Annotated in this window: 24 protein-coding genes; 9 read left to right on the forward strand and 15 right to left on the reverse strand. The window is 66.3% G+C overall.

Features of this window, described 5'->3' with window-relative positions; translation table 11 throughout:
* Positions 1-247: 247 nt before the first annotated feature.
* A complete protein-coding gene (locus R2733_07470) occupies positions 248-442 on the forward strand; it encodes a hypothetical protein (protein ID MEZ5376343.1) in 195 nt (64 codons plus the stop codon).
* Entirely contained in the window at positions 426-767 is a 342-nt protein-coding gene (locus tag R2733_07475) for a type II toxin-antitoxin system PemK/MazF family toxin (GenBank protein MEZ5376344.1), read from the forward strand. The genes R2733_07470 and R2733_07475 overlap by 17 nt, the downstream gene beginning before the upstream one ends.
* Positions 768-858: 91 nt before the next feature.
* On the opposite strand, the gene R2733_07480 is transcribed toward R2733_07475, so the two are convergent.
* From R2733_07480 to pcrA, 5 genes are all read right to left on the reverse strand, one after another.
* Positions 859-1527, reverse strand: a complete 669-nt coding sequence (locus R2733_07480; GenBank protein ID MEZ5376345.1) for a hypothetical protein — start codon at positions 1525-1527, stop codon at positions 859-861.
* On the reverse strand, positions 1524-1994 hold the full coding sequence (locus R2733_07485) for a sigma-70 family RNA polymerase sigma factor (protein ID MEZ5376346.1): 471 nt from the start codon (positions 1992-1994) through the stop codon (positions 1524-1526). The genes R2733_07480 and R2733_07485 overlap by 4 nt, the downstream gene beginning before the upstream one ends.
* A 419-nt stretch (positions 1995-2413) precedes the next feature.
* Positions 2414-4150 carry a hypothetical protein gene (locus R2733_07490; protein ID MEZ5376347.1) on the reverse strand — a complete coding sequence of 579 codons (1737 nt, stop codon included), beginning with the start codon at positions 4148-4150 and terminating at the stop codon, positions 2414-2416.
* A gap of 218 nt (positions 4151-4368) precedes the next feature.
* Positions 4369-4890 (reverse strand): hypothetical protein, encoded by a 522-nt coding sequence (locus tag R2733_07495; protein ID MEZ5376348.1) that lies wholly within the window; start codon positions 4888-4890, stop codon positions 4369-4371.
* 240 nt (positions 4891-5130) lie between these two features.
* Positions 5131-7398, reverse strand: coding sequence for a DNA helicase PcrA (gene pcrA / locus R2733_07500; protein MEZ5376349.1), 2268 nt, complete (start codon positions 7396-7398; stop codon positions 5131-5133).
* 119 nt (positions 7399-7517) lie between these two features.
* Here pcrA and R2733_07505 point away from each other — a divergent pair, with 119 nt between their 5' ends.
* Positions 7518-8291 (forward strand): hypothetical protein, encoded by a 774-nt coding sequence (locus tag R2733_07505; GenBank protein ID MEZ5376350.1) that lies wholly within the window; start codon positions 7518-7520, stop codon positions 8289-8291.
* Between the two features lie 79 nt (positions 8292-8370).
* Here R2733_07505 and R2733_07510 read toward each other — a convergent pair whose 3' ends face one another.
* The 4 genes from R2733_07510 to R2733_07525 are packed head-to-tail and all read right to left on the reverse strand — an operon-like array spanning position 8371 to position 11977.
* Entirely contained in the window at positions 8371-9195 is an 825-nt protein-coding gene (locus R2733_07510; GenBank protein MEZ5376351.1) for an enoyl-CoA hydratase, read from the reverse strand.
* Between the two features lie 54 nt (positions 9196-9249).
* The gene (locus R2733_07515; protein MEZ5376352.1) at positions 9250-10152 is read right to left on the reverse strand and encodes an ATP-binding cassette domain-containing protein; all 903 of its coding nucleotides are present in this window, start codon (positions 10150-10152) and stop codon (positions 9250-9252) included.
* Positions 10149-10952, reverse strand: coding sequence for an ABC transporter ATP-binding protein (locus R2733_07520; protein MEZ5376353.1), 804 nt, complete (start codon positions 10950-10952; stop codon positions 10149-10151). The genes R2733_07515 and R2733_07520 overlap by 4 nt, the downstream gene beginning before the upstream one ends.
* Positions 10953-10960: 8 nt before the next feature.
* Positions 10961-11977: an ABC transporter permease gene (locus tag R2733_07525; GenBank protein ID MEZ5376354.1), complete on the reverse strand. Its 1017-nt coding sequence runs from the start codon at positions 11975-11977 to the stop codon at positions 10961-10963.
* Between the two features lie 200 nt (positions 11978-12177).
* On the opposite strand from R2733_07525, the gene R2733_07530 reads away from it, so the two are divergent.
* The gene (locus R2733_07530) at positions 12178-18255 is read left to right on the forward strand and encodes an alpha-2-macroglobulin family protein (GenBank protein ID MEZ5376355.1); all 6078 of its coding nucleotides are present in this window, start codon (positions 12178-12180) and stop codon (positions 18253-18255) included.
* A gap of 92 nt (positions 18256-18347) precedes the next feature.
* Positions 18348-19898 carry a carboxyl transferase domain-containing protein gene (locus R2733_07535; GenBank protein ID MEZ5376356.1) on the forward strand — a complete coding sequence of 517 codons (1551 nt, stop codon included), beginning with the start codon at positions 18348-18350 and terminating at the stop codon, positions 19896-19898.
* Between the two features lie 64 nt (positions 19899-19962).
* Here the strand turns inward: R2733_07535 and R2733_07540 are convergent, their stop codons facing one another.
* The gene (locus R2733_07540; protein ID MEZ5376357.1) at positions 19963-20277 is read right to left on the reverse strand and encodes an STAS domain-containing protein; all 315 of its coding nucleotides are present in this window, start codon (positions 20275-20277) and stop codon (positions 19963-19965) included.
* A 150-nt stretch (positions 20278-20427) separates the two neighbouring features.
* Here R2733_07540 and R2733_07545 point away from each other — a divergent pair, with 150 nt between their 5' ends.
* The gene (locus R2733_07545; protein MEZ5376358.1) at positions 20428-21093 is read left to right on the forward strand and encodes a response regulator transcription factor; all 666 of its coding nucleotides are present in this window, start codon (positions 20428-20430) and stop codon (positions 21091-21093) included.
* Here R2733_07545 and R2733_07550 read toward each other — a convergent pair.
* Positions 21077-21298, reverse strand: a complete 222-nt coding sequence (locus R2733_07550; GenBank protein ID MEZ5376359.1) for a hypothetical protein — start codon at positions 21296-21298, stop codon at positions 21077-21079. The genes R2733_07545 and R2733_07550 overlap by 17 nt on opposite strands.
* A gap of 123 nt (positions 21299-21421) precedes the next feature.
* Here R2733_07550 and R2733_07555 point away from each other — a divergent pair, with 123 nt between their 5' ends.
* Complete coding sequence (locus R2733_07555) at positions 21422-21889, forward strand: hemerythrin domain-containing protein (GenBank protein MEZ5376360.1); 468 nt, start codon at positions 21422-21424, stop codon at positions 21887-21889.
* Between the two features lie 38 nt (positions 21890-21927).
* Complete coding sequence (locus R2733_07560) at positions 21928-22620, forward strand: CDGSH iron-sulfur domain-containing protein (protein MEZ5376361.1); 693 nt, start codon at positions 21928-21930, stop codon at positions 22618-22620.
* Between the two features lie 11 nt (positions 22621-22631).
* On the opposite strand, the gene R2733_07565 is transcribed toward R2733_07560, so the two are convergent.
* On the reverse strand, positions 22632-23384 hold the full coding sequence (locus R2733_07565; GenBank protein MEZ5376362.1) for a hypothetical protein: 753 nt from the start codon (positions 23382-23384) through the stop codon (positions 22632-22634).
* A 250-nt stretch (positions 23385-23634) separates the two neighbouring features.
* Between R2733_07565 and R2733_07570 the strand changes: the two genes are divergently transcribed.
* Positions 23635-24156 (forward strand): Rho termination factor N-terminal domain-containing protein, encoded by a 522-nt coding sequence (locus tag R2733_07570; GenBank protein MEZ5376363.1) that lies wholly within the window; start codon positions 23635-23637, stop codon positions 24154-24156.
* A 3-nt stretch (positions 24157-24159) separates the two neighbouring features.
* Here R2733_07570 and R2733_07575 read toward each other — a convergent pair whose 3' ends face one another.
* From R2733_07575 to R2733_07585, 3 genes are read right to left on the reverse strand one after another with little or no spacing between them, the layout of a single operon-like run.
* Positions 24160-25557 carry a DUF2254 domain-containing protein gene (locus R2733_07575; protein ID MEZ5376364.1) on the reverse strand — a complete coding sequence of 466 codons (1398 nt, stop codon included), beginning with the start codon at positions 25555-25557 and terminating at the stop codon, positions 24160-24162.
* Between the two features lie 5 nt (positions 25558-25562).
* The gene (locus R2733_07580; GenBank protein MEZ5376365.1) at positions 25563-26009 is read right to left on the reverse strand and encodes a cytidine deaminase; all 447 of its coding nucleotides are present in this window, start codon (positions 26007-26009) and stop codon (positions 25563-25565) included.
* The gene (locus tag R2733_07585) at positions 26009-26470 is read right to left on the reverse strand and encodes a hypothetical protein (protein ID MEZ5376366.1); all 462 of its coding nucleotides are present in this window, start codon (positions 26468-26470) and stop codon (positions 26009-26011) included. The genes R2733_07580 and R2733_07585 overlap by 1 nt, the downstream gene beginning before the upstream one ends.
* Between the last annotated feature and the right edge of the window lie 42 nt (positions 26471-26512).

The raw sequence follows: 26512 nt of genomic DNA on the forward strand, positions 1-26512 counted from the left end.
ACCGAGCTGACATAGCAACCCCACACGGTAGGGGCACTGATCCTGGTGATGGTCGCCGCCAACATGACGCACTCAGCCTCCCAAGACCAACCGGGACGCGGCGATATCAATGCGTCGCCTATCGGCACCCTGGGGGCATGCCCATCCCGATATCAGCCGCGCGTTAGGAGGCTGTCAGCCACCTGCGCTTCGCCAACCCCGACAAACCGATAGCTGTCCGTCAACCGACCGATGTATGCTGATTTGCATGCAAAGCACCAGCGTCCGGATCGACACCGCCACCCACGACGAACTCAAACGACTCGCCGCCGAACTCAACACCACTGTCGGCAACACTGTCTCCCTCGCCGTACGGGCGCTGCGTCAAGACCGAATCGGCGCCGACCTTACCGCACCGCTACGAGACGACGAGATCGACTGGCTCGATGCTGACCTCGGGTGACGTCGTCGACCTCGAACTCGGCACACCCCAAGGCAGAGAAGCCGGATTCCGGCACCCCGCCGTCCTCGTGACCGCCCAACGCATCCTCGACGCCGAACCCTCCGTCGTCCACGTCGTCCCGCTCACCAGCACCATCAGACCCTTCGGCTCCGAAATCACCATCGAACCCGACGACACCAACGGACTCGATGTCGTCTCTGCCGCCCAGTGTCAGCACATCCGAGCAATCTCCCCTGGCAGGATCATCGGAGTGCGGGGCAACGTCGGATCGATCACCCTGACACAGGTACGTGAGAGCCTCGCCGTCGTTCTCGACATTCCCTGACCCGCTCGCCAGACGCAGTGCTGAGCGTCCCCAACCGTTCAACTGCTTGAACAGGATGGCCGTCCCCGAACCGCGGTTATACGGGTGGTCGTCACTCGATGGGGAGTTCCTCGTCGTATCGTTTGGAGACGATCAGGTTGTAGTCGCTCCCGTAGGCACAGAGCTCGACGATGGCAGTCGATTCGTCTCCCAGAGCTGAGCCCTGCACGGTGCCGGGCAGGTAACTCCCACCACCCTCTGAGTGTCCGTTCACTAAGATCTCGATGATCGCTGTACCTTCCGGAGCTTCGAGCACCCTCGTTTGAAGGAACGGCACCCCGTCAGACCGGACGATCTCGGCGGAGAACACCAGATCCCGCCCCGTCACCCCCACCGGCGGGTCGAGCTGCACGTCCTTGAATCGGAACGTGGGCAAACAGTCCGTCTCGGTCGCCGGTGCTGCAGTTGTTGCGGTGGCGAGGGTGGTGCTGGTCGGCGTGGCCGCATCAGTGGTCGATGTGGTCGAGGATTCTGTGGTGGAGGTCGTGTCGCCGGCTGACGGCGCCGATCGTGGTGTGTCGCCAACTTCTCGGATCGCTACCGCTCCGGCAACGGCGAGCAGCACCGCCGCACCGGCGAAGACGAGGCGGTGTCGTTGGCGAGCGGGGGCAGGGCTGACCGTGCCGGTGTGGTTGATGATGGCGTCGAGCCGGTCCTCGACGCGGACGTTGCCGGCTTGCTGGTGGAGCATCCCGGTGAGCTGGTCCTCGAGTTCGGTCATTGCAGCGCCTTCCTCATCGTGGCGAGCCCTCGTGTGATCCATGGACCAACCGACCCGGTCGGGCAGTCCAGCACCGCGGCGATCTCGGCTTCAGGGAGCGATTCGTAGTAGCGGAGCACCACCGCAGCGCGCTGGTTGAACGGCAGACCAGCCAGCACATCCCACAGGATCTCCGAGGGTTGCGCACTGGCGCTGGCGGCGAGCCGTGGCAGCAGACGACGTAGTCGTCGGGTTCGGCGGGCCTGGTCCCGGCAGCCGTTGAGCACCATGCGCTGCAGGTACGGGCCGGGCTCGGTCACCGATCCCCAACGGGCGAACAAGGTCGTGAACGCGTCATGGACCACGTCGTTCGCTGCGGTGTCGTCGCCGAGGATGAGCGCAGCGCGACGCACCTGCCTGCCAAGTTCGCGACGGTAGAACTCCTCGAACGCTTCGCCAGGTCCGACGAGCTCGGCGGGGTCAGTCAACGAAGCTGCCCGTCTCACAGCCCAGCACAGTGGTTGTTGTCATGGCCCATACCTACCCCACGAACGAACCGGCCCGATCCATACAACCACCACCAATCAATCAGCCAAGGGCAGCGGACGAGACGACGGCGACCCCAACCCCGTGGAAGATCCGTAATCCTCGCCATCAGGTCGCCATCGTCTGGGCGACCAGCGGCAGCGAACTACGGAGTGGTAGCTATTCCCATGGCTCTCAACGACGCATTCAAGAAGCTGATCCGACTGGTGCATGACCCTGTCAACTATCCCGAGCCGCCGCAACCGGCAGCTGGGCTACGTCATGCGAAAGCACGAGCCGAAGGCGATCTCGCAAGACAACAAGAAAGCGCTTGACACTCGACCCGTGCCCAGCACGTACGGCCGCTCGGTCGGATGACGGGTCATCGAGGTTGGCCGAGCAAATCGGTCGAGTGGTCGCCGCAGCTCTCACCGAAGATCTCTGGTGGAGATGTCTCGAACCGTAGGCACGACACGCCGTAGTCCTGTCCGTCGATGCTCCACCGCACGGGGAACCCTGAGGACACGTCCAGGAGGTAGCGGACCTCACTGCCAGCTTCGAGCGCAGCGATGAGGCGATCGTGGATGGTTGTCGGATCGTAGGGCTGGCCGCCGGTCACTGGCTCGAAGAAGACGAAGCCGTCGGTGCCGAAGGCCATGATGAGCCGCTCGACATCGTCAGGCCCTTCGACATCGGCGTACACGTACGGTCCGATGGCCAGTCGTTGAAAGATCGCGCGTGCCGCCGCGATCTCTTCGGCGTCGGGGGTGATCCACTCGATCGGAACCGTGCCGCACTCGACGGTTTCGGTCGCTCCGCGATCTGCCAGTTGGATGCGGTACTGATGGTCGAGCCCCGGGAGAGGCGACATGTCGATCGTCGGCCCGGAGATCGACGTGACCGGCAACGGTTCACCGTCACGCAAGAGGGTGAGCTGAGGCGGTGACAGCCAGGGACTGGTGACGAACTGCGGCAGCCCGCCGGCGACCGACACCCTGCACTCTTCGACGACTGGTCGGTCGAGGATCGCTGTGTGGCCGCAGGAGTAGGTCTGTTCCTGCTGATCGATACTCACCGTCATGGTGAAGCTGAGCACCTGGCCGGCCTGGGCGTCCTCGTAGAATCGGGTGGCCTGCTGTGGCTCGGCGAAGCCGACATTGGTGGCCATCAACAGATCCCCGTAGGAGACCTGCCGGTCGGTGAGCGCAGGGTGAGCGATCCGCCGGACTTCATCGCGTGGCTGCACCCTGACATCCGTACGCCACGGCTGCTCGTTGATCTCCACCGACACCACCCCGCCGGCCGGCACGTCGAACAGCCTGAACTGAACGTTGCCGAGGTCGGCGCGCACATCACACCGAATCGCGTTCCAAGCCTCGTCAGTCGGCTCGACGACTGCCGCAGTAGGTGGCTCCAAGGTCCAGAACTCCGACGGGTCGCCGGGAGCGAACGGCCAATACTGGCTCGACAGCACCTCGCTCACCCCGTCCGGCAGGTTCAGATCGATGGTCGCGCTGCCATCGACAACACACGACCCCGACGGCAAACCGTCGGCGTAGACCGCAACCAGGGCTCGGTTTCCGTCGAACCGAACATCGGTGACGAGGTCGGCGTCGTTCCAGCACGGCTCGACCTCGATCGTCACTCGCTGGTCGCCGGTTCGATCGGCCAACCTCCACGCGACGGGTTGGCGGTCGGTGGCTCGTGTTGGGACACACGCAGCGGTCCAGTTGGACCCCGGAGCAGCGATCACCAGGGTCGGCGGTGAGGTATCGAGGAGGCGACGGTCGGCGATGTACCCCGACCCGAACTGGACCCAGTCGGCGGCGGGACCGAGCGGCTTGGTCGACTCTGCGTCGACCCGTTCCTGCGGCGGACTGGGGAGCGTGTCGAAGGCAACGAGCTCCTCGAGAGTCGCCAGGAGTTGGTCACCGCAGAAGTAGGCCGTCTGATCGCTGTCTGGGCTCGGCCCGACAATCGGATCCCGGGCGACTTCCGCCTGTGCGACGACGACCACGCTGGCGTCGAAGACAGGGTCCGCGTCCGAACCAGCGCCATCCGATGCGTCGTTCGACCCGCTCGAGCACGACGCCGCGAACGCCACGGCAACAACGAGCATCGTCCAACTCCTGCGCATCACGCCTTCCGCCACTTCACCCGCACGAAGCCACATGCCGCTCTGACGACGCCGCCCGCCAACGAGTTCCCGAGCGGCCCAAGACGAGACCAGCCTCCAGCGAGCACTGCAACACCCTTGTCACGCAACCGCTACGAGTCAGCGAGATACATGTCGCTCGACCACGAGACCGAGTTCACGCTCCGCTCGTGTGCGTCCGATCACGCCACGAGCGTCGAAGGGTCGCCCTGCACCTGAGAACGATGCACCAAAGCACCGGCGGTACAGAGGACCGACGCTGCAACAAGCACCATCAACTGATCGTGATGCCGATACCAGAGGTCATCAGCGAGCGGGAACATCCAGAGCACCCGTGCAGCGCTCAACGCACCGACCAGGCTGACGTGGCCCACCTCACCAAGGGATCCCTTGCTCCACCTTCGGATCGACACGCCCATCAGGACGAGGTTCCAGACGACGAACACTGCGAGCGGGCCGATGAGCAGGCCGACCGGGAAGCCATCGCTGTTCGGCTCGACCGATTCCGATTCCTGGCGGAACTCGCGGAGCAGCGAGACAGCAATCACCATGGCGGCGAACCGAAGCGCCACATCGAGCGACACGACGCCCTTCACCAGCCTGGTTCCACCGCCGCCCATCACTCGAAGGTAGATCCACACGGCGCCGTCCTTCGATGAGCAATGCACCTGCGGCAGACGGCGTCGAATGAGATCGCTGCCCATGCCGACAGCGCACGATCCCCACGCCTTGTCAACAGACAAAACTGAATCCGCGCCAGACCGGGACGCGTGGCATCCACCCGCGGATGCGTTTCGTCACATTGAGTGACCACCAACCTTGGCTGGTCACGCTCGGCGCACGAAATCCATCCGCGGACGCACCTGAAGCCCGCCGGCCGCCAGCTGATTGGCACCTTGTCGACAACGCCTGCCCGCCACGCAGGCCAACGTCGTGAGCGGAGGTCAGACCTTCTGGAGCGGGGCCCAGGCGAGCAGGAGTGTCTTCTCCCCGACCGACGGGAACCGCACGACGGCTTCGGCCTTGTCGCCGCCGCCCCGGATCGACAGGATCACGCCCTCACCCCACTTCTTGTGGATGACGTCGTCGCCGGTACGAAGGTCGAGCGAGTCGGCGCCGCTCGGCTGCACCCCGCTCGGAGCGCCGAAGACGCTGGGCCCGGCGAGGGCGTTGCCACGAGGCTTGAGCGCAGTATCGACCTTCTCGTCTCGCCCGCCGAACATCGTGCCCTGGCGCCCGGCCCGACTCGACGTGCCACTCCCGCCGAAGACGCTGCTGCCACTCTTGCGACGACCACGTGATCCCTCGGCTTCGACGATGAGGTTCTCGGGGATCTCGTCAAGGAACCGACTCGGCGGGTTGTACTGGCTCTGGCCGAAGAGCATGCGGCTCCAGGCGTGGGTCATGTAGAGCCGCTCCTCGGCCCGTGTGATGCCGACGTAACAGAGGCGGCGCTCCTCCTCGAGCTCGTCGGGATCGGTGAGCGCGCGCAGGTGGGGGAAGATGCCGTCCTCCATGCCCAGCATCACCACGACTGGGAACTCCAGACCCTTGGCCCCGTGGAGGGTCATGAGGATGACGGCGGAGTCTTCGTCATCGAGTTCGTCGGCGTCGGACACGAGGCTGACCTGTTCGAGGAACTCGTCGACGGTCTCGAACTGGCGGGCGACGCCGATCAGTTCCTGCAGGTTCTCGACTCGACTGTCGCTCTCGACCGAGCGTTCGTCTTCCAGCTCGACCAGATAGCCGGTGTCGCGCAGGATCGTCTCGATCACGTGCGCCGGGCCCTTCTCGAGTTCGGCGCCGAAGCTCGACATGAGCTCGAGGTATTGGGCGATGCCCTTGACCGCCGTGCCCGACACCCCGGCGTCGGATGCTCGCTCGAGGCCCTGGGTGAACGAATAGCCGTGCATCTTGGCGAACGCATCGATCTTCGCGACCGAGGTGTCGCCGATGCCCCGCTTCGGCGTGTTGAGGACCCGCTTGACCGAGACCTCGTCGGATGGATTGGCCACGGCCTTCAGGTAGCCGATGGCGTCCTTGATCTCCTTGCGATCGTAGAAGCGGGTGCCACCGACCACCTTGTAGGGGATGCCCACCCGCAGGAAGTACTCCTCGAGTACTCGGGACTGGGCGTTGGTGCGGTAGAAGACCGCCATGTCGCCCCACCGGTAGTCGCCCCGGTCGTGCAGCCGGGCCAGTTCGTTGGCCACGAACTGGGCTTCGTCGACCTCGTCGTCGGCCTGGAAACGCTGGATGGCCTCGCCCATGCCGGCGTCGGTCCACAGGTTCTTCGGCTTGCGGCTGAAGTTGTTGGTGATCACCGCGTTCGCCGCATCGAGGATGGTCTGCGACGACCGGTAGTTCTGTTCGAGTAGCACCACGGTGGTGTCGGGGAAGGCGTCTTCGAATTGGAGGATGTTGCGGACGTCGGCGCCGCGGAAGCCGTACACGCCCTGGTCGTTGTCGCCCACCACGGTGACCGACCGGTGCTCGGCAGCGAGCCCCAGCACGAGTTCGTTCTGGACGCTGTTGGTGTCTTGGTATTCGTCGACCAGCAGCATCGTGAAGCGACGCCGGTAATGGCCGAGCACGTCGGGGTGCTTGCGGAACAGGTGTGCGGTGTTGAGCAGCAGGTCGTCGAAGTCCATGGCGCCGGCCTGGGTGAGGCGGCGTTGATACTCGAGGTAGACGTCGGCGACTTTGCGCTCGAACCCGGCCGCTGCTTGATCGGCGTAGCGCTCGGGACCCAACCCCTCGTTCTTCGCCGCGCTGATGGCGCCTTGCATGGCCCGGGGGGCGAAGCGCTTCTGGTCGAGGCCGAGATCGCGGATGACGTAGCCGGTGAGCCGGCGCGAATCGGCCTGGTCGTAGATCGTGAAGCTCGACGGGAAGCCGAGCCCTGCCGCTTCACGACGCAGGATGCGCACACAGGCGGAGTGGAACGTGGACACCCACATCTTGTTCGCGACCGGCCCGATCAACGCCTGGACCCGCTGCTTCATCTCGTTGGCAGCCTTGTTGGTGAACGTGATGGCGAGGATCTCGAACGGTGACTGTCCCTGCTCGATCGCATAGGCGATCCGACGGGTGAGGACCCGAGTCTTGCCGGATCCGGCCCCGGCCATGACGAGCAGTGGACCACCCGTGTGCACCACCGCATCGAGCTGGGCGGGGTTGAGGCCGTCGAGGATGTTCTCACGTTGCACCACCCGATCACTGTAGGGGTTGGCACTGACAGGCCGTCCGCACGGCGCAGCATGAGCTGCGGGGTGAGCGCCGGCGGGCGAGCAATCGCTCAAGCCGAGGCGATTTCGACCGATGGGGGCGGGTGAATGCGCTGCACACCACCCGTCGAGTCGTCGGCGCCGCCGCGACGACGAAGGGACCCGAGGCCGGACAGACCCTGCTCGGGCACGCTGTCCAGCTGATCGAGGAGCGCCAGTGGAAGCCGGCGCTCGACGTGCTCGATTCGGCGCGCCGCCTTCGCCCCGACGACCCGTCGATCGACGAACTGACGGTGATCGCTGCCGCGCACGCCCGTCGCCGCAAGCAGCTGAAGGCTGCGCTCGCTCGCCTCGAGGAACGTGAGGAACTCGGTGCGTCGGCCTACCACGCCCAGGCGGTCGCCGCCCTGGTCGACCACCGCTACACCCGAGCTGACGCGCTCGCCCGCAAGTCGATCGAAGCCGACCCGTCGTCGCCCGCAGGCTGGGCCGACCTTGCCGCCTCCTTCGCCGGATTGGGCTGGTTCGACGAGGCCACCGATTGCCTGACCGTTGCCGCCGAGAAGGGCGGGGTTGCCGCCACCCAGCAGTGGCGTCTCGGACGCGCCGTCAACCACTGGGCGCTCGCCGGGAGCGGTGCGCTCATCATCACCGCCGCCGCCACCGTCCTGGTGGGTCTCCTGGCCCTGGCGGTGGGCTTGAGCTCGACGATCCTCGTTCGCGAGATCCGGGTCCACCACCTGCCCGAACCGTTCCGCGGCGCCGCCGAATGGCAGTGGCGCTCCGAGCACGTCATCAAACTCACCTTCGGGCTCGGCGTGCTGCTGTCGGTGGTGGGGTTCGTCGCCGCCCAGATCTACCTCAGCGGCAACGGCTGACCCCGAAATCGACGCAACTCTGGCGAGTTGACACCTCTCAGCGGCATCAACTCTCCAAAGTTGCTGGGGTGGTCGGGCCTCAGCGGCCTTCGAACACCGGCTCACGCTTCTCGACGAAGGCCTTCGACGCTTCCTTGTGATCCCGAGTCGTCCCGGTGTGGCGATGGTGCGTCGCCTCGAGATCGAGCGTGGTGTCGAGATCGCCGGTGACCGACCGGTTGATGTTCTCCTTCATGTAGCGGTAGGCGATCGGCGGGCCGGCGGCGAGCCGCGCCGCCCAGTCACGCCAGGTGGATTCGAGCTCGTCGGCCGGCACGACCTTGTTCACGATGCCGAGCTCGAGCGCAGTATCCATCGACATGCGTTCGGGGAGGAAGTAGAGCTCCTTCGCCTTCGCCGGGCCGACCAGCTGGGTCAGGAACCAGGTGCCGCCGTAGTCGCCGGCCAACCCGACCTTGGCAAACGCCGTGGTCATCACGGCCGAGTCGGCGGCGATCCGCAGGTCACAGGCCAGGGCCATCGACAGCCCGGCACCGGCCGCCGCGCCCGGGATGACGGCCAGCGTCGGCTTCGGCATGCGGTGCAGCGCCCCCGACGTGTTGCGATGGTTCAGCCGCTGTTTGTGCACCCCGGCGTCCCAGGACGTGCCTCCACCCCCGGCGCCATCGCCTTCGGCGAATCCCTTCACGTCGCCGCCGGCGCAGAACGCGCCACCGGCGCCGGTCAACACCACGCATCGGACGTCGTCGGCCGTCTCGACCTCGGCCAGGCAGTGCGCGATGCCGCTGAGCATCCCGTCGGTCAGGGCGTTCCGGCGCTCCGGTCGGTTCATCGTGATGACGGCCACCCCGTCGTCGATGTCACAGGTGAGGTGTTCGCTCCCGGTCTCGATGCTGCGGCTCATGTCGGATCCCCCTGATCGTGTCGTCGGCGAGCGGTGCCCGCACGCGTCCGAGTATCACCCACGCCCGCCGGTGGGTCGAGTCGTCCGACGAGCATCGAGCGAGATCACGACCTCTTCCAAGGTGGCGGGGACGATCGCGATGGCGGCGTCGTGTTGGAGGGGCCCCAGCAACGAGCGCACCTCGTCGGCCGAGCGACCGAGCACTCGGATCCGTCGGCCGTCGAGGCTGATGTCGAGGTGCTCTCGCTCGAGTGATTCGAACCCCTCCGCCCACCGCTCGGTCGTGACCTCGACGAGGGTCTGGCCACCGATGATGTCGGCAGTCTGGCCGGAAGCGACCACCGCGCCCTTTGCCATGATCACCAACCGGTCCGCCTGCTCGGCTTCGTCGCTGTAGTGGGTCGACACCAACACGGCCGCCCCGGCATCGGCCTGCTCATGGATCTGGTCCCACAGCCTGCTCCGAGCGAGCGGCGACACCCCCGAGGTCGGCTCATCGAGCACGAGCAGGTCGGGGTGGTGGCCGATCGCCGCGGCAAAGGCGATCTGACGCTGTCGGCCAAGCGGCATCTTGCCGACCACCGGCGGCCGACCGGAGCGGGCGGGCCGGTTCGTTCGTCCGCCGTTCCCTGCCCCGAAGACCGCCGACCGGAACTCGAGGTTCTCGTCTTCGTTCAGATCGGCGTAGAGCCCGAGGTTCTGCGGCACGTAGCCGATGCGCCGCCGGACCTCTCGATCGTGTTGCGCGCCGAAGACGCTGACTTGGCCGGACGTCGGGCGGAGCAGGCCCAGCAGCATCTTGATCAGCGTCGTCTTGCCAGCACCGTTCGCCCCGATCAGCGCAACCACCTCCCCGGCCTCGACGCTGAGGTCGACATCGTCGACGGCGGTGAAGTCACCGAACCGCATGGTGAGCTGCTCAGCAGCGACCGGCTTGGCGCCGTTTGCCCGGCTCATGGCCGATCGCCCTGCGTCGTCAACGCAAGTTCGGCCTGGAGCTCCAGCACGATGGCGGCGTCCTCCAGCGTCAGTTGGCGACTCCGCACACCATTCGGATCCCACTGCCGCCAGCCCCGGCCCTTACGCCACGCCAGCGAGCCGTTCGTCGGTTCGCTCCGATCGTCGACGGAGCCCGAGATCCCGGCGACGATGTCCGCCGGCGCACCGGCCGCCAACACCCGACCCTCGTGGAGCAGCGTGACACTGACCGCCCGTTCTGCCTCATCGAGGTAGGTCGTCGCCGCAACGATTGCGGATCCCCGAGCGGCGGCGGAAGCCATGAGCCGCCAGATCTCGGTCCGACTGAGCGGATCGACACCGGTGGTGAGCTCGTCGAGCACCACCAACTCGGGCTCATGGAGCAGCGCCAGACAGCCGGCCAACTTGCGGCGCTGGCCTCCCGACAACTGGCCGGCCAGGCGATCCTCGAAGCCGTCGATGGCAGCGGCGGCGAGAAGCTGACGAGCGCGGGGTTGCCAGGACACCACCCGGTAGGCAGCAGCGACGAATGACAGGTTCTCCATGATCGTCAGATCGTCGTAGACACCCCCGGTGGCCGGCACGTAGCCGATGCGATCCGCCGCCGGAATCGAGACCGAACCGCGCCGGCCGATGTCGAGGCCGGCAAGGACCCGCAGCAGCGTCGACTTCCCGGCACCGTCACCGCCGACCACGGCTGTCAACTCACCAGGGCGAACCGTGAGATCGACTCGCTCGAGCGCCTTCGTTTCGCCGAACCGGACGCTGAGGTCGGTCACCGACCAGCTCACGATGCACCGCCCTGCTGCGCCGTGGGAGCGAGGTCCTGCCGGAATCGGTACATCGCCACGCCGAACACCACGGCGGCCATCACACCCAGGAGCGCGAGGGGAAACAAGAGGGCAGAGACCGCCGTGCCCTTCAAGAAGATGCCTCGCATGCCGACGACGAACCAGGTGAGCGGGAGCAGGTAGCCGATCCACCGGACGCCGGCGGCCATCGATTCCAGTGGGAAGATCATGCCGGACAGCATGATTTGTGGCAGCAGCGTCATGATCGCCAACTGGATCGCTTCGCCCTGGCTCTGTGACACCGTCGAGATGGCGACACCAAGACCGAGGACGACGAAGAGAAAGAGCATGGCGTAGGCGGCGAAGAGCAGCACCGAGCCCCGGAACGGCACGTTGAACAACCACAGCCCGGCGAGCGTCACCACTGCGAGATCGATCACGGCAACGAGGAAGTACGGTGCGATCTTGCCGACGATCACGTCGACCGGGCGCAGCGGCATCACGGCCAACTGCTCGAGCGTGCCCTGTTCACGTTCGCGCACCACGCCGAGGCTGGTGATCACCGTGCCGATGAACAACATGATCAGTCCGATCAACGACGGCACCATGACGGTCGCGGTGTCGAGCTGCGGGTTGAACAGCACCTTCGGCATCACCCCTGACGGCACCCGCCGCAACGCCGACTGGGCCACGAACAGCTCCGTGCCGTCCACGAGCAGCACCGTCTGCTGACTGGTCACGAATGCCACCTTGACCTCGGAGTCGCGCAACATCGTGGTCACCTCGCCCTCGCCGAGCGTCGGGTCGACCAGATCGACCGTGAACACTTCCGGCAGCTGACCGGCCATATCCCTGGCGTTCGGCCCCACCACGGCGGTCGGGATCGAGGCGACATCGAAGCGGGCGGCGTAGCCAAAGACGACGAGCAGCATGATCGGCAGTCCGACCATCAAGGCAACGGTGCGCCGGTCACGGCGCATCTGTCGGAACTCCTTGAGGATCATGGCCTTCATGCTGATCACCTGCTCGTCTCGCCGGTCGCCACGACCACTGTGGCGATCTCGATCACCGAGGTCCAGGGCCCGAAGCCACTGTCTATGACCCATCACTGGAAGGAAAATCGTCGCACCGGGGAACCAGCCTCCGGGTGTCGGTCGTCTCACTTCTGCTCTGACGCGGCCGATTCGCGTCGAGACAAGGAAGGAACGAGCAGATGCAGACAGGATCACGTCGCATGGCCGGAGCGCTCCTCGGTGCGCTGCTCGTCGCCTCCAGTTGCACCGGCGGAAGCAGCGATGAGGCACAACCCGTTCGATCCACGACTCGACCGGTGACGGCCACCGGGGCAGGTGGCGGTGTGTTCACGATCAATCTCTCAGCCGGTCAGGCCGGCCAAGCCCAACCGCCGCAGGTCGTCGACGGCGACCCGCTCGATGCGACGGCCGCAGCCGCCGTGATCGATCGCCTCCCGGATTGGGACGTGGCCGACGACTCGACCGAGTTCAACTGGCCGACATCGTCGCTCCAGCCTCCCCGAGTCGGCCGCACGGTCGACACCGCCTTCCCTCCGCCCGTCGACGTGCCGCCGGTCGCAACCGACGATGACGCACCGCTCGAAGTCGTGCGCTTCCAGCCGGAGGGAGCGGTCGCACTCGCACCGTTCCTGAGCGTCACCTTCAACCAGCCCATGGTGGCCCTGGCCACCGTCGAGCAACTCGAGGAGGCCGACGTCCCCATCTCGATCGAGCCCGACGTGCCTGGCCGCTGGCGTTGGATCGGCACACGCACACTCCGGTTCGAGGTCGAGCCCGCGCTGACCGATCGGCTGCCGATGGCCACCGACTACACCGTCACCGTTCCCGCCGGGACGGCGTCGGCCAGCGGCCAGACCCTCTCGAGCGCCGTGAGCTGGACGTTCCAGACACCGCCGGCGGTCCCCACCACCGTGGTCCCCCTCTCGGACTCACTGCCGCTCGCTCCCGTCTTCTTCATCGGCTTCGACCAACTGGTCGACCCCGCCGAGGTACTGGCCTCGACGACGGTGCGGGCCGACGGCGACTCGGTGAGCATCCGCTTGGCGACGAGCGATGAGATCGCCGACGACGAGGCCGTGGCCTCGCACGTGTCCACGGCGCTCGAGGGGCGTTGGCTGGCGATCACACCCGAGGCACTGTTGCCCGCCGACCGTGCGATCACCATCGAGGTTGGACCGGGCACGCCGTCGGCCGAGGGTCCGAAGACGGCGACCTCGGCGACGACCTTCAACGGCCGCACCTACCCGCCGCTACGGGTTGCCGACTCGGCGTGTGGCTGGAACGACACCTGCCGACCCGGCGACCACTGGTCGATCCGGTTCTCCAACCCACTCGATCTCGACCTGTTCGATCCGTCGATGGTCTCCGTCAGCCCCTCGCTCCCCGGGCAAGCCGTCGACTTCTACGGCGACAGCATCAACATTCGCGGCGTCAGCAACGGCAGGACCACCTACACGGTCACGCTCGACGCTTCGATCACCGACCGCTTCGGCCAGACGCTCGGTCAAGCGAGGGAGGTCGAGTTCGAGGTCGGTGACGCGCTCCCCAGCCTGCAGCGGTTCGACCGCGCGTTCCTCACCGTCGATCCGCTGTCCAAGTCCAAGGGCGTCAACATCACGACCACCAACCACGACTCGGTGCAGCTCACCGTGTGGAAGGTCGGGCCAGACGACATCGGTGACTTCCAGAACTACCTCGATCGCCAATGGTCGGACACGAACCCACCTGCGCCAGATTGGCCGGTGCTGGTCGATGAGGTCGTCGACCTCGATGCCGAACAGGACCGCATCACCGAATCGCTCCTCGACCTCTCCGATCCCTTCGAGGAGTCATCACAACTGGTGGTTCGCGTCGCCCCGACCGAGCGCTACTCGAACCAGTCGGAGGAGTACTGGCAGAACCAGCCGACCGTTGCCTGGGTCCAGTCGACCAACCTCGGCATCGACGCGGTGATCGCCAACGACACGATGCTCGTGTGGACGACCGACCTGTCGACCGGCGAACCTCGTCCCGACGTCGAGGTCACCATGCTCGGCTCTGGCCGCAAGGTCACCACCGACGACGACGGCCTTGCGATCGTCCAGCCGATGCCAGCGAGCGTGCGGGGTCTGTCGGCGAGCGACGACGGTCGGATCACGATGCTCATGTCGCAGTGGTCGTCCGGCTGGACGCCCATGGGGTCGTCGGACCAGACCCGCTGGTACACCTTCGACGATCGCGGCATCTATCGACCGGGCGAGACGATGCGCCTCAAGGGCTGGGTCCGCAAGCTCGGTGGCGGCGACGATCCACAGCTCGCCCTCGTGGGCGCCGACGCCTCCATTCGCTATCAGGCCTACGACCCCCAGGGCGTCGACCTCGGCTCAGGCACCGCCGAGGTCAATGCGCTCGGTGGGTTCGAGGTGTCGCTCGATCTCCCCGACGGAGTAAACCTCGGTCAGGCGTGGATGTCGATGGAACTGGTCGGTGCGCAAGGCCTCAGCTACCAACAGACCGATCACTCGTTCATGATCCAGGAGTTCCGCACCCCGGAATTCGAGGTCAACGCCCGACACGAATCGAGTGCGCCGTACTTCCTCGGCGAGGACGCAACGGTCGCCGTCGACGCCACGTACTACGCCGGCGGCCCACTACCCGACGCCGACGTGGCATGGCTGGTCACCAACCGCAATACCCAGTACACGCCACCGAATCGATCGGACTTCACCTTCGGCATCTGGACCCCGTGGTGGTCCGGCTTCGCCATCGACGACGGGTACGGCTACGGCTACGCCGAGGAGTACTACCCGAGCGACTGCTTTGACTGCTGGCCCGGCAGCGGCGAGGTCGAGGTGAAGGAGTTCGCCGGGCGGACCGACGCCGACGGTTCGCACTACCTCCGTATGGAGTTCTCGGGCCCCGAGGTCGATCAGCCGACCACCGTGTCGGCGCAGGCGACCGTGACCGACGTGAACCGGCAGCAGTGGTCGTCGCAGACCCAGGTGCTCGTCCATCCCTCCGAGCTCTACGTCGGTCTGCGCAGCGATCGGGCATTCGTCGAGGCAGGTACGCCGCTCCGGATCCAGTCGATCGTCACCGACATCGACGGTGGGGCGGTGCCCGGCACGACGATCTCGATGGAGGCCGGCCGCACCGAATCGACCTACCGCAACGGCACCTGGACCGAGACCCTGGTCGATGCCCAGACCTGTGAGGTCGCCTCGGCCGACGAGGCCGTCGAATGCGAGTTCGACACCGACATCGGCGGCACCTACAAGATCACCGCCACCGTTCACGATGCCAGTGGTCGCACCAACCGCACGGAGCTGACCCGCTGGGTGAGCGGCGGCACCGGCCGACCGAACCGAACCGTCACCCAGGAAACCGTCACGATCGTCCCCGACCGAGAGACGTACGCCCCGGGCGACACCGCCGAGATCCTGGTGCAGGCGCCCTTCAGCCCCGCCACCGGTCAACTCGTGGTGACGCGAGGTGGCGTGCAGTCGACCGAGGTCTTCGACGCACCTGACGGCTCCGCTGTCCTCCGGATCCCGATCGATGAGCGAGACATCCCGAACCTCACCCTCATGATCGAGATGGTCGGGTCGGCCGAACGCACGGCGGACGACGGCAGCGCGCTGCCCGACGCGCCGCGCCGACCGGCCTTCGCCACCGGCACCATCGACCTTTCGATCCCGCCGGTGACCCGCACCCTCTCCGTCACCGCCACGCCAGGCGCCGTCCAGCTCGAACCGGGCGACGACACGTCCGTCACCGTCGAAGTCGCCGGACCCGGCGGCTCAAAGGTCGACGGCGCCGAGGTGGCGCTGGTCGTCGTCGACGAAGCTGTGCTCTCGCTGACGGGCTATCAGCTCCCCGATCCGCTTGCGGTGTTCTACTCCCCCATTTACTCGAACACCTTCGCCGAGTACCTCCGCTCCACCATCGTGCTGCACCGCGCCGACCAGCTGGCCGGCGACGGTGGCGACGAATCTGCGGCGGAAACCACGACGGCCGCTGCCTACGGAGGGTCCGAGGACAGCGCGACCGAAGCCGAGGAAGGCGCCATCGCTCCGGCTGCAGCCGACCAGGACACCTCGACTCGCAACGCTGGTGCGCCGTCGCCGTCGATTGACGTGCGGTCCGACTTCAGCGCCGTGGCGGTCTACCGCCCGAGCGAACTTACCGACGCTTCGGGCCGAGTCACCGTCGAGGTGCCGCTCCCCGACAACCTGACTCGCTACCGGGTGATGGCCGTCGCCGTCGACGGTGCCGATCGGTTCGGCTCGGGCGAATCGACCATCACGGCACGTCTCCCGCTCATGGTGCGCCCGTCGGCGCCGAGGTTCCTGAACTTCGGTGACCGCTTCGAACTCCCGATCGTGGTGCAGAACCAGACCGATGTCGACATGACCGTCGATGTTGCGATCGAGACCTCGAACCTCGAGCTGACGGCCGGCAACGGTCGACGAATCGTCGTGCCCGCCAACGATCGGGTCGAAGTGCGGTTCCCGGCGGAGGCCGTCAATGCCGGCACGGCGCAGTTCCGGGTGGCGGCCGTGAGCGCTGACGCCTCGGACTCGGCCGCCATCTCGCTCCCGGTGTACACGCCGGCAACCGCCGAAGCGTTCGCCACCTACGGTGTCATCGACGGTGACGGCGGGACGACGGCCATCGCCCAACCGCTGCTGGCTCCGACCGGTGTCTACCCGCGGTTCGGCGGCCTCGAAGTCGACACGTCCTCGACCGCGGTGCAGGCGCTCACCGACGCCGTGCTCTACCTCAACGAGTACGACTACGACAACGCCGACGGCCGGGCCGCCCGCATCATTGCGATCGTCGCCCTGCGTGATGTCCTCGACCAGTTCGACGCCGACGGACTCCCCGACGCTGCCGCCATCGAGGCATCGATGCGACGAGACCTCGATGCGCTCACCCGACTGCAGAACGACGACGGTGGCTTCCCATCGTGGCGTCGAGGCGATGTGTCCGAACCGTTCACCTCGCTCGCCGCACTGCAGGCGGTGATCTCGACGAAGAACGCCGGCTACACAGTGTCGCAGCAGACCATCGATCAGGGGCTGTGGTACTTGGCCGACATCGAGTCCCACTTCCCGCAGTGGTACGGCCAGCCGGTGCGTGACACGCTCTCGGCCTACGCCCTCCATGTCCGCAACCTCGCCGGTGATCGAGACCCCCAGAAGGCCAAGTCGCTCTACGACCGGGCGAGGGACACGCTCGGACTCGACGCCCTGGCGTGGCTGTGGCCGGTGCTCGACGACGAGGCAGCGGGGAACGCGATCGAGCGCACCTTCGTCAATCGGGCCGTCGACACGCCGGGTGCCGCCACGTTCGCCACCGACTACGGCGATCAGGCTTACCTCCTCGCCTACTCCGATCGTCGGACGGACGGCATCGTGCTCGACGCCTTGATCTCGCAGCGCCCGGAAAGCGACCTGATCCCCAAGGTCGTGCAGGGCCTGCTCGGCAACCAGATCAAGGGACGTTGGAACAACGCCTACGAGAACGGCTTCATCCTCCTGGCGATGCAGCGGTACTTCGCCACCTTCGAGTCGGCCACACCCGACTTCGTCGCCCGAGCGTGGCTCGGTGACCGCTACGCCGCCGAGCACACCTACGACGGGCGTACGACCGACCGTGGGAGCACGCTGGTGCCGATGGCCGACCTGGTTGCCGGCGGCGACACCTCGCTCACGCTCGCGAACGACGGCACCGGCCGGCTCTACTACCGACTCGGCCTTCGCTATGCCCCCGACGATCTCCATCTCGCCCCACGCGACGAGGGCTTCGTCGTCGACCGAACCTACGAGCCGATCGACGATCCCTCCGACGTCGTGCTCGGGGCCGACGGCGTGTGGCACGTGAAGGCCGGGGCCACGGTGCGGGTCCGGGTCACGATGGTGGCCGACGCCGTTCGCACCAACATGGCCCTCATCGATCCGCTGCCCGCTGGGTTCGAGCCGCTGAACACCGCGCTCGCCAACGTGGGCGAATTGCCGCCCGAGGCCGAGCAAGCCAGCCCGGTCGCTCGCTGGGACGACTGGTGCTGGTGCTGGCCGTGGTACCAACACCAGAACCTGCGCGACGACCGGGCCGAGGCCTTCGCCGCCTACCTCGGCGCCGGTACCTACGAATACGTCTACACCGCTCGGGCGACCACCCCCGGTGCGTTCGTCGTGCCGCCGGCCCGAGCCGAAGAGATCTACGCACCCGAGGTGTTCGGCCGATCGTCGTCGACCTCGGTCGTAATCGAGTAGCGGGACACGGTGCGGTCGGCCGGGATCGGTTCGACCGCACCGTGACCGGCACATAGTCTCGAGCTCCACACCGACATCGAAGGGGACCTCGAGTGGGATGGGAACCGGAGCTCGACGAGCTCAGAGAACGCGAGCGTCTGGCCGAGCAGCTCGGCGGCGCCGACAAGGTCGAACGCCAGCATTACTTCGGCAAGCAGACCATCCGCGAACGGCTCGAGGCGATCGTCGACAAGGGGTCGCTCTGGGAGCTCGGCAAGACCGCAGGCGTCGCCACCTACGACGACGACGGCAACCTGCTCGATCTCATGCCCTCGAACTTCGTGTTCGGGCTCGCCGAACTCGACGGTCGCCCGATCGTGGTGTCCGGCGACGACTTCACCGTCAGAGGTGGGTCCAACGACGCCTCCATCTCGGCCAAGCGTGAGGCCTCGGAGTCCCTGGCGCTCGAAATGCGGCTCCCCCACGTGCGCCTCCTCGACGGCATGTCGGGGGGTGGCTCGGTCAAGACCATCGAGATGGCCGGGCGCACCTACATTCCGGTGCTCGCCGGGTGGCACACCGTCATCGACCATCTCGACGTCGCGCCGTCGGTCTCCCTCGCACTCGGTTCGGTCGCCGGGATGGGAGCGGCACGGGCCACGACCTGCCACTACTCGGTGATGGTGCGAGACACTTCGCAGATGATGATCGCCGGGCCGGCGCTGGTGGAACAGGCCGGTCTCGGCTCGGTGTCGAAGGAAGAACTCGGGCACGCCAACATCCACACCTCGAACGGTGCCATCGACGACGCCGTCGACACCGAAGCCGAGGCGTTCGAACGGGCGGCACACTTCCTGTCGTACCTGCCGGGCAACGTCGACGAACTGCCGCCGATCGAGGACTGGGGCGATGATCCGGGCCGGCGGGAGGAGTGGCTGATCGACGCCATCCCACGGGAGCGACGCCAGGCCTACGACATGCGGGCGATCATCAATGCTGTCGTCGATCACGACAGCTTCTTCGAGATCGGGCGCCAGTGGGGCACATCGATCATCGGTGGACTGGCCCGCCTCGACGGTGTCCCCATCGCGATCTACGCCGAAGACCCGAGGATCTACGGCGGCGGCTGGACCGCCGACTCGTGCAAGAAGCTGACCCGTCTCATCGATCTGGCGTCGCTGTTCCATCTGCCGATGGTCCATCTCGAGGACTGCCCCGGCTTCGTCATCGGCAAGACCTCCGAGGAGGAAGCAACCGTTCGCGAAGGCTCACGGGTGCTGGTCGCCCTCCGCCAGGCCAAGCTGTCGTACTGCACGGTGGTGTTGCGCAAGGCCTTCGGCATTGCCGGTGCCTCGAACCGAAAGCCGGGATCCCAGTCGATGCGGATGGCCTGGCCGTCGGGCGACTGGGGCTCGCTCCCGCTCGAAGGTGGCCTCGAGGTGGCCTACAAGGCCGACCTCGCCGCGTCCGACGATCCCGACGCACTACGGGCCGAGATCGCCGAGCGGCTCAACCGCTACCGCTCACCCCATCGCTCCGCCGAGTTCTACGAGATCGAGCAGATCATCGACCCTCGTGACACTCGCGCCCTCCTCTGCGACTGGGTCCACCTCGCCCGACGCACCCTGACGCCCACCCCACCCCGCTGGGGCTTCCGCCCCTGACCAACACCTCCCCTGACCAACCCAAACCCACGCAACTTTGGAGAGTTGACACCTCTGAGCGGCATCAAGTCTCCAAAGTTGCTGGGGTTTTGGGGGTGTGGGGCACGACCACGAGGATGTGGTCGAGGGCGCAGAGTTCGATGAGTCGTCGAACTTGGGGCGACGCGTCGATGGTCGTGGGGACCGACTTGCAGCAGTCCAGGAGCGCCGTGACGCCGCCGGCACCGAGGAAGGTGACGCCGGCTGCATCGATGTGCCGAACCCGTGCCTCACCGAACCTGAGCGCGTAGACGTGGGGAGCCGTTCCCTCGTCGAGTTCACCTCGCACGGTGAGGACACCGGAGGCGACGTCGAAGGCAGCGAAGAACGGCTCGATCATGGACTCCTTCCCACGAGCACCGCAGGCCGACGAAGAAGCAACGTCGGCCCGTCGGCCTGTCTCACCATCGTGGTGGAACACACCGGCAAACGAACCACCCCTGGGGGTGGAAAACCGGCATGACCGTGCAGCTTTGTGCATACTGATTCGGTGACCGAGACCGCCGACACCGACGCGCCCATCACGCTGGCCATCGTCAACGACTACGGGGTCGTGCTCGCGGGGATCAACGCCATGCTGGCACCCCATGCCGACCGCATCCGGGTGCTCGAACTCGATGCGAACATGCCCGTATCGCAACCGGTCGACCTCGTGCTCTACGACACCTTCGCTCGCACCGAACCCAACCTGGGCGAGATACGCGCGCTCGTGGCCAATCCGTGCGCCAAACGGGTCGCCGTGTTCAGTTGGTCGTTCGACCCCGAACTGGTGGAGCTGGCATTCTCACTGGGCGCCGCTGGCTACGTGTCGAAGACGTCGTCGGCCGACGAGCTCGTCGATGCGCTCGAACGGCTCCACGCCGGCGAGCGGTTCATCAGCCCGCATCCCGCACGGCGGCTCCACAACGAAGCACTCGAATGGCCGGGCAGGTCGGCCGGCCTCACGGCACGCGAGGCCGAGGTTCTGGCGCTCATCACGCAGGGCAAGTCCAATGCGGCCATCGCCGACCTGCTGCACCTGAGCGTCAACACGATCAAGGGCAACATCCGCTCGGCCTACGCCAAGATCGGTGCGTCCAACCGCGTCGACGCCGTGCTGTGGGGAACGGCCCACGGGATGCAACCCGACCAGGCCAGCCTCACGAGGTGGGAGTGACCGACTCTGGCTGAGCATCGTCGAGGTTGGCGGCTTCCACGCTGTCGATGTCGGCGGCGGCGAGCCATTCGCTGTGGCCGTCGACGTCGACCACGACACCACTGAGACCAGCCGAACACAGCGTCCCCGACTGCTCGTCGCCGTCAGCCGTTCGCACGGTCACGCTTCGGCCAACGAGTCGGATGGGGTCACTGATGTCGAGCATGATGCCTCACTCATTTAGGGTACGAAGTCCGGGCTACCCGTCGCTGATGCCTCCAAACGCGCAAACCTCGACCGCACATGGCTCGACCGTTTGCAGCCGGGTGAGGCGGGTAGTGCGGGAGGCATGGCTACCGATATCACCACTGACACGACCATCTTCGAGGCGATCCGCGCCGATCATGACAAGCAACGGACGCTGATCGACCTCTTGACCAAGACCCACGGCGAGAGCGATGGTCGGATCGAACTGTTCGACCGACTCCGGGCGCAGCTCGAAGCGCACGCCGCCGCCGAGGAGCGGTACTTCTATGTGCCGCTGATGCAGCACGACCTCACGCAGGACGCCGCCCGCCACAGCGTCGCCGAGCACAAGGAGCTGGACGACTTCATCGAGCAGCTCCAGGGATACGACATGTCCGGATCACAATGGATCCAGACCGCCAGGGAACTCGCCGATCGACTGATCCACCACCTCGACGAGGAGGAGCGAGAAGTGTTCCCCGTCGCCGGCAAGGCGTTGTCTGACGACGACAAGACGAGCCTGGCCACTGACTACGTCGATGACATGCGGCGACATCTCGCCGAGGACTGATCGACATCTGGCACCGATGAGCGCAGAGGAATGACGACGTGACGACCCGCAACGAGCCCGCACGAACCATCACCGCCACGGCGGGAGGGCCATTCGTCTGCGGCGACGAGCTTTCGATACGTACGGCCGACTATGTCTGGTCGGAGAAGGGCGAACCACTCACGTGGCAGTTCGGATCACCCCGCCAAATCGAATCCGGCACCGCCCTGTGTCGATGCGGGGAATCAAGTGACAAGCCGTTCTGCGACGGCAGTCATGCCGAGCACGAGTGGGACGCCACGTCGTCGCCGCCGGCCGGCAGCTACGCCGAGCGAGCCCTTCCCAAGCAGGGCACGAAGCTGACGGTGACCGATGATCCTTCGCTCTGCGTGCACGCCGGATTGTGCGGCACCGAGCGGGCAACGGTCTGGTCACTGATGAGCGAGACCAATGACACCGACACCCGAGCGACGGTGATTCGAATGGTCGAGAAATGCCCATCCGGTCGCCTCGTGAACATCGTGGACGGCGATGTCGTCGAGCCGGCGCTGCCTGCCGGCGTCGGTGTCATCCCGGATGGTCCGTTGTGGCTGACCGGCAATGTCACCGTACGCATGGACGACGGCACCGAGCTCGAGGTACGCAACCGAGTCACCCTCTGTCGTTGCGGTGCGTCGGCATCGAAACCACTCTGCGATGGCTCACATGTCGACGTCGACTTCGAGGCCGGGGGTCTTGGCAGCGCCGACTGAGTTGTCGCCGATTACTCCTCGTCGCGCCGATCGCGCCGTCCCCCGTAGACGTCCGGTAGTGCGCCGATGATGATGGCCGCAGCCAATCCGACGATCACGAGCTGGGCCACCAGCAGGTCGACCGACGACTGTTCATCGCTCACCACCAGCGTCGATCGAGCGTCGGCGACATCGTCGGCGAGCACGGTGATGTCGGCGACGGAGTTGCGGAGTTCGGTCGCCACCGATCGCAGCTCGTCGGACAGTTCAGTCGAGGAGCTCTCGATGGCATCGGCCTGAACGACGAGTGCATCGAGTGATGCTTCGGCTCCGCGCAGGTCCTCGAGGAGCGGATCGACGTCAGTCAGGATCGGGTCGAACGTCTGGAGCTGGCCGCCGTCGCCGAGCGTGAACGGCAAGGAGTCCAGCAGTGCGTTCAGCTGCACTACTGTGCCGTTCACTTGATCGATGCCCTCGGCCACGCTCTCGAGAACCGGCGGGAGCGTTCCGCTCACGTCGGCCACCTCACGAGCCACGTCGGAGGTCGCTCTCGATCCCGCCGCCGCGTCGTCGACCGAAACAGCAGCGGCGTCGAGCGCATCAGCGGTGGCCGATGCCACCTCCGTCGACCCACGGAGTGAATCCTCAACCGACACCAGCGCTGCATTGACCTCGGACAGCGAGTCGTTGGCGCCGAGTTCGAGCGCGCCGAGTGCCACCCAGCCAATCGCTGCACAAGTCAACGCCATCACGATCGAGATCCACGCGGTAATCCGCCGGTTCATCGCAGACCACCGGGTCGGTCGCAGAAGTCTGATTCGTTGGTCACGAGACCCTCCCATGATGGATCTTCGCCCGACGTGCGGGCGTGCCATTCGGCACCTGGACGAGGTCGTTCCCCTCGCCCACGAGGGGAAACGTGGAAACGCTGCTGCGTGGCTCGGCCGGTCGTCCTCAGTGGGTTTGTCCCACCCGCCAGCGGGCACATCGTCGCCAGGCAGAAATCCGTCTGCGCCACCAACCGAAAGGCTCCCAATGGCAGTTCCCCGTTCCGTCCTTCCGTATCCCGCCGAGAAGATCAACACCACACTCGACACGATCGAGGGTCGGCTCCCGGCGATCCCCCGTCGAATGTTGCAGATCAACCGAGCCGTCGCCTCGCTTGGCTGCAGCCTCGCCACCCGAGCCGCATCGGCGCTCGGCGATTCGAGTGAAGTGGTTGCCGACGCTGCGGCCACGGGCACTCGGACGGTGACCGGTCAGGCCCGATCTGTCCTCGACCGCACCATGTCCACCGCAGCCAGTGGCACGCGTGAAATCGCCGGCCAGGCGAGGGCACAGACCGAACACTTCGTCGACACCGTCGAACACGAGGCGATGGAGCTCGCCGACGAGGCCGAGACGGTCGCCGACGACATGACCGAGGCGTCGTTCGCGAGTTGGACCCGTGCCGACCTCTACGAACGAGCGCAGGAGCTCGACATCGAAGGCCGGTCCGGCATGAACAAGGCCCAGCTCATCGATGCTCTGATGCACGAAACCGATCCCGAGGGGTGATCTTCACACCTTGGTGACTTCGGCAAACACGCGAGCGAGGGCCGCCCCGACCCGCCGGCGGTCCTCGCTCGTCGCAAGTTCGCCGAGTTCGTCGCTCATCAGTTCGAGCTGGCGAATCAACGGACGCACATCGGCCTCGTCACCTTGACGACGATGGCAATCCTCGATGATCGACTCCAAAACGCCGACGATCACCTCGAGCACGCGTGGATCCTGCCGGGCGTACCGGCGCACCGGCTCGAAGGCTTGCTCGACATAGTCACCTCGTCCAGGATCGGATGGTCGCAGGATCCGCCGTCGACCCGCTGCCGTCTCGATTGGCGGTAGGTCGCGCCGATAGAGCTCGGTGATGACTGCGCCGAGTCGGACCACGATCTCGTTGGCGGTGTTCGGATCATTCACGCCGGGGGACAATGCTCGCATGGCGATGTCGTTGAGCTGGAGAATGCCGAACGAGATGTCTTGCTGCATCGTGCGCTCCTCCTCGATCCGCATCACGTCTGGAAGCGCGTCGACGATCTCATCGACGGCCTCGATCTTCCTGGGCCAGATGAACGCGATCGGCGTTCCACGGACCACGTAGGTCCCCACGGCAGCGGACAACGAGACGGTGACGCCATCGGGGATCACCCCCATCAGTCGCTCCACTTGGATCCCGGTCACCCATCCAGTGCGCGGCGCCCACACCACCAGCGCGTCGCCTGGCGGCGAGTGGTCAGCCGGGCCTGACTCCGGCGTCGGTCGAGCGCTCGACACGCCGGGCGCATCGACGAGCGGGACGACCGTGTCATCACTCCCGCGTTCGGGCAGCTGCTCGATGACCCGCATGGTCGCCGCCACGATGCCGTCGGCCACCGAGCCGACTCGCAGCCCCTTTGCGGTGTGATCGATCGACCCCAAGATGGCAACGAGCGAGACGACCGCCAACACGACGGCGAGCGCCACCGACACTTGAGGAAGGAAGGCGCGCTCCACTCCCTCGGGCGCCGACCGAACTTCGCGGAGGACCAACAGCGAGTAGGAGAATGTTCCGATGACCGTACCCATCACCAGTTGTTGAAACCGGTCGCCGAGGAAGTCGCGCAGCACCCGCGGTGAGAACTGGCTGGCCGCGAGCTGTACCGCAACGAGTGTGAGGGAGAACACGATCGAGGCGGCGGTGATCGTGCCGCCGGCAATGGCCGACAGAATGCTCCTCGATGAGTCGACCGTGACCTGAAACCAACCTGGCAGCGCATCGGCCGCCAGTTGCCGATCGATCTGCACCGTCAGCTGGGAGAGCGCCAGGCTGACCGAGAGCATCAGGAACGGGACGAAGAACAGGCTCTGCGTCAGTCGATTCTTCAGTGCGTCGAGGCGGAGGATGCTCGAACCTAGCTCACCCTCGACCCGAGACGGCACGAGGCTCAGTCCTTGGTGCCGTTGTAGGGCCCTCTCGGCAAGAGGTCGCCCAATCGGGCGCTGACGATCTCGAGATCACCCTCTCCCGTCTTGCCATGCACGCTGTGCACCATGAGGTCCGGACCGCCCAGTTCCAGCGCGACCTGGCAACACGCGCCACACGGCATGGTGACGTCGTCACCGGTCGGCGGCGCCCACAGCAGCAGTTCACTCGGTCGGTGGCCGGATGCAACGGTCGAGAACAACGCCGCCCGCTCGGCACACATGGCCAATCCGAGTGAGATGTTCTCGACGACCGAACCGGTGACCACCGCGCCGGAGGTTGTTCGCACGGCGGCACCGGCGTCGAACTTGCTGTAGGGCGCATATGCCCGATCCCGGGCGTCGGCAGCCGCCCGCCGGAGTTCTTCGATGCTGGAATTCACCGATGTCGGAGTGGCTGTCGCGGTCATCAGTTCGATCCTCCCACGCCGACCTTCTCGGCGGCGTCGCCAACCATGTCGACTGCATCGTGGGTCTTGTCAGCGATGGTGTGACTCACGTTCTCGAATTCGGCCCGGCCCGACCGAGCGAGCTGTTTGGCTTCCTTCTTGGCCTTCCTCCGGGCGCGGCGCCCCAGCACGACGGCTCGGTCGGAGGCCCCGACCACGGTGGAGTCGGCGGATCGATCGGCCCGGCGGCGCTCACGACGTGACTTCTTGGCCTCGCCGAGCGCTCGCCACTCGGCCTTCTTCGCCCGCTTCTCCGCACGTCGCGCTCTCGCCGACAGCTTCTCGGCTCGAGCCGATGCCTCGCTGCCGGCGGCCAGCGCCAGATCCCGTTCGTTCTCGGCTCTGGCCAGACGTTCCGACTTGCTGCGGAAGTTGACGATGCCGAGCGTTGCGATCGACAGGGTCTTGCGGATGGCTCCCATGTGCGGCACTCCTTCGTTCGTGCGAGCTTCGAGGTGGAAGCT

The sequence above is a fragment of the Acidimicrobiales bacterium genome (assembly GCA_041394265.1).
Lineage (GTDB): Bacteria > Actinomycetota > Acidimicrobiia > Acidimicrobiales > SZUA-35 > JBBQUN01.

Excerpts from the sequence above, each read along its gene's own strand:
- R2733_07470 (MEZ5376343.1), top strand. The coding sequence starts at position 248 with ATGCAAAGCACCAGCGTCCGGATCGACACCGCCACCCACGACGAACTC.
- R2733_07475 (MEZ5376344.1), top strand. The coding sequence starts at position 426 with ATGCTGACCTCGGGTGACGTCGTCGACCTCGAACTCGGCACACCCCAA.
- R2733_07480 (MEZ5376345.1), bottom strand. The coding sequence starts at position 1,527 with ATGACCGAACTCGAGGACCAGCTCACCGGGATGCTCCACCAGCAAGCC.
- R2733_07490 (MEZ5376347.1), bottom strand. The coding sequence starts at position 4,150 with ATGCTCGTTGTTGCCGTGGCGTTCGCGGCGTCGTGCTCGAGCGGGTCG.
- R2733_07495 (MEZ5376348.1), bottom strand. The coding sequence starts at position 4,890 with ATGGGCAGCGATCTCATTCGACGCCGTCTGCCGCAGGTGCATTGCTCA.
- R2733_07510 (MEZ5376351.1), bottom strand. The coding sequence starts at position 9,195 with ATGAGCCGCAGCATCGAGACCGGGAGCGAACACCTCACCTGTGACATC.
- R2733_07515 (MEZ5376352.1), bottom strand. The coding sequence starts at position 10,152 with ATGAGCCGGGCAAACGGCGCCAAGCCGGTCGCTGCTGAGCAGCTCACC.
- R2733_07525 (MEZ5376354.1), bottom strand. The coding sequence starts at position 11,977 with ATGAAGGCCATGATCCTCAAGGAGTTCCGACAGATGCGCCGTGACCGG.
- R2733_07530 (MEZ5376355.1), top strand. The coding sequence starts at position 12,178 with ATGCAGACAGGATCACGTCGCATGGCCGGAGCGCTCCTCGGTGCGCTG.
- R2733_07540 (MEZ5376357.1), bottom strand. The coding sequence starts at position 20,277 with ATGATCGAGCCGTTCTTCGCTGCCTTCGACGTCGCCTCCGGTGTCCTC.
- R2733_07550 (MEZ5376359.1), bottom strand. The coding sequence starts at position 21,298 with ATGCTCGACATCAGTGACCCCATCCGACTCGTTGGCCGAAGCGTGACC.
- R2733_07555 (MEZ5376360.1), top strand. The coding sequence starts at position 21,422 with ATGGCTACCGATATCACCACTGACACGACCATCTTCGAGGCGATCCGC.
- R2733_07565 (MEZ5376362.1), bottom strand. The coding sequence starts at position 23,384 with ATGAACCGGCGGATTACCGCGTGGATCTCGATCGTGATGGCGTTGACT.
- R2733_07570 (MEZ5376363.1), top strand. The coding sequence starts at position 23,635 with ATGGCAGTTCCCCGTTCCGTCCTTCCGTATCCCGCCGAGAAGATCAAC.
- R2733_07580 (MEZ5376365.1), bottom strand. The coding sequence starts at position 26,009 with ATGACCGCGACAGCCACTCCGACATCGGTGAATTCCAGCATCGAAGAA.
- R2733_07585 (MEZ5376366.1), bottom strand. The coding sequence starts at position 26,470 with ATGGGAGCCATCCGCAAGACCCTGTCGATCGCAACGCTCGGCATCGTC.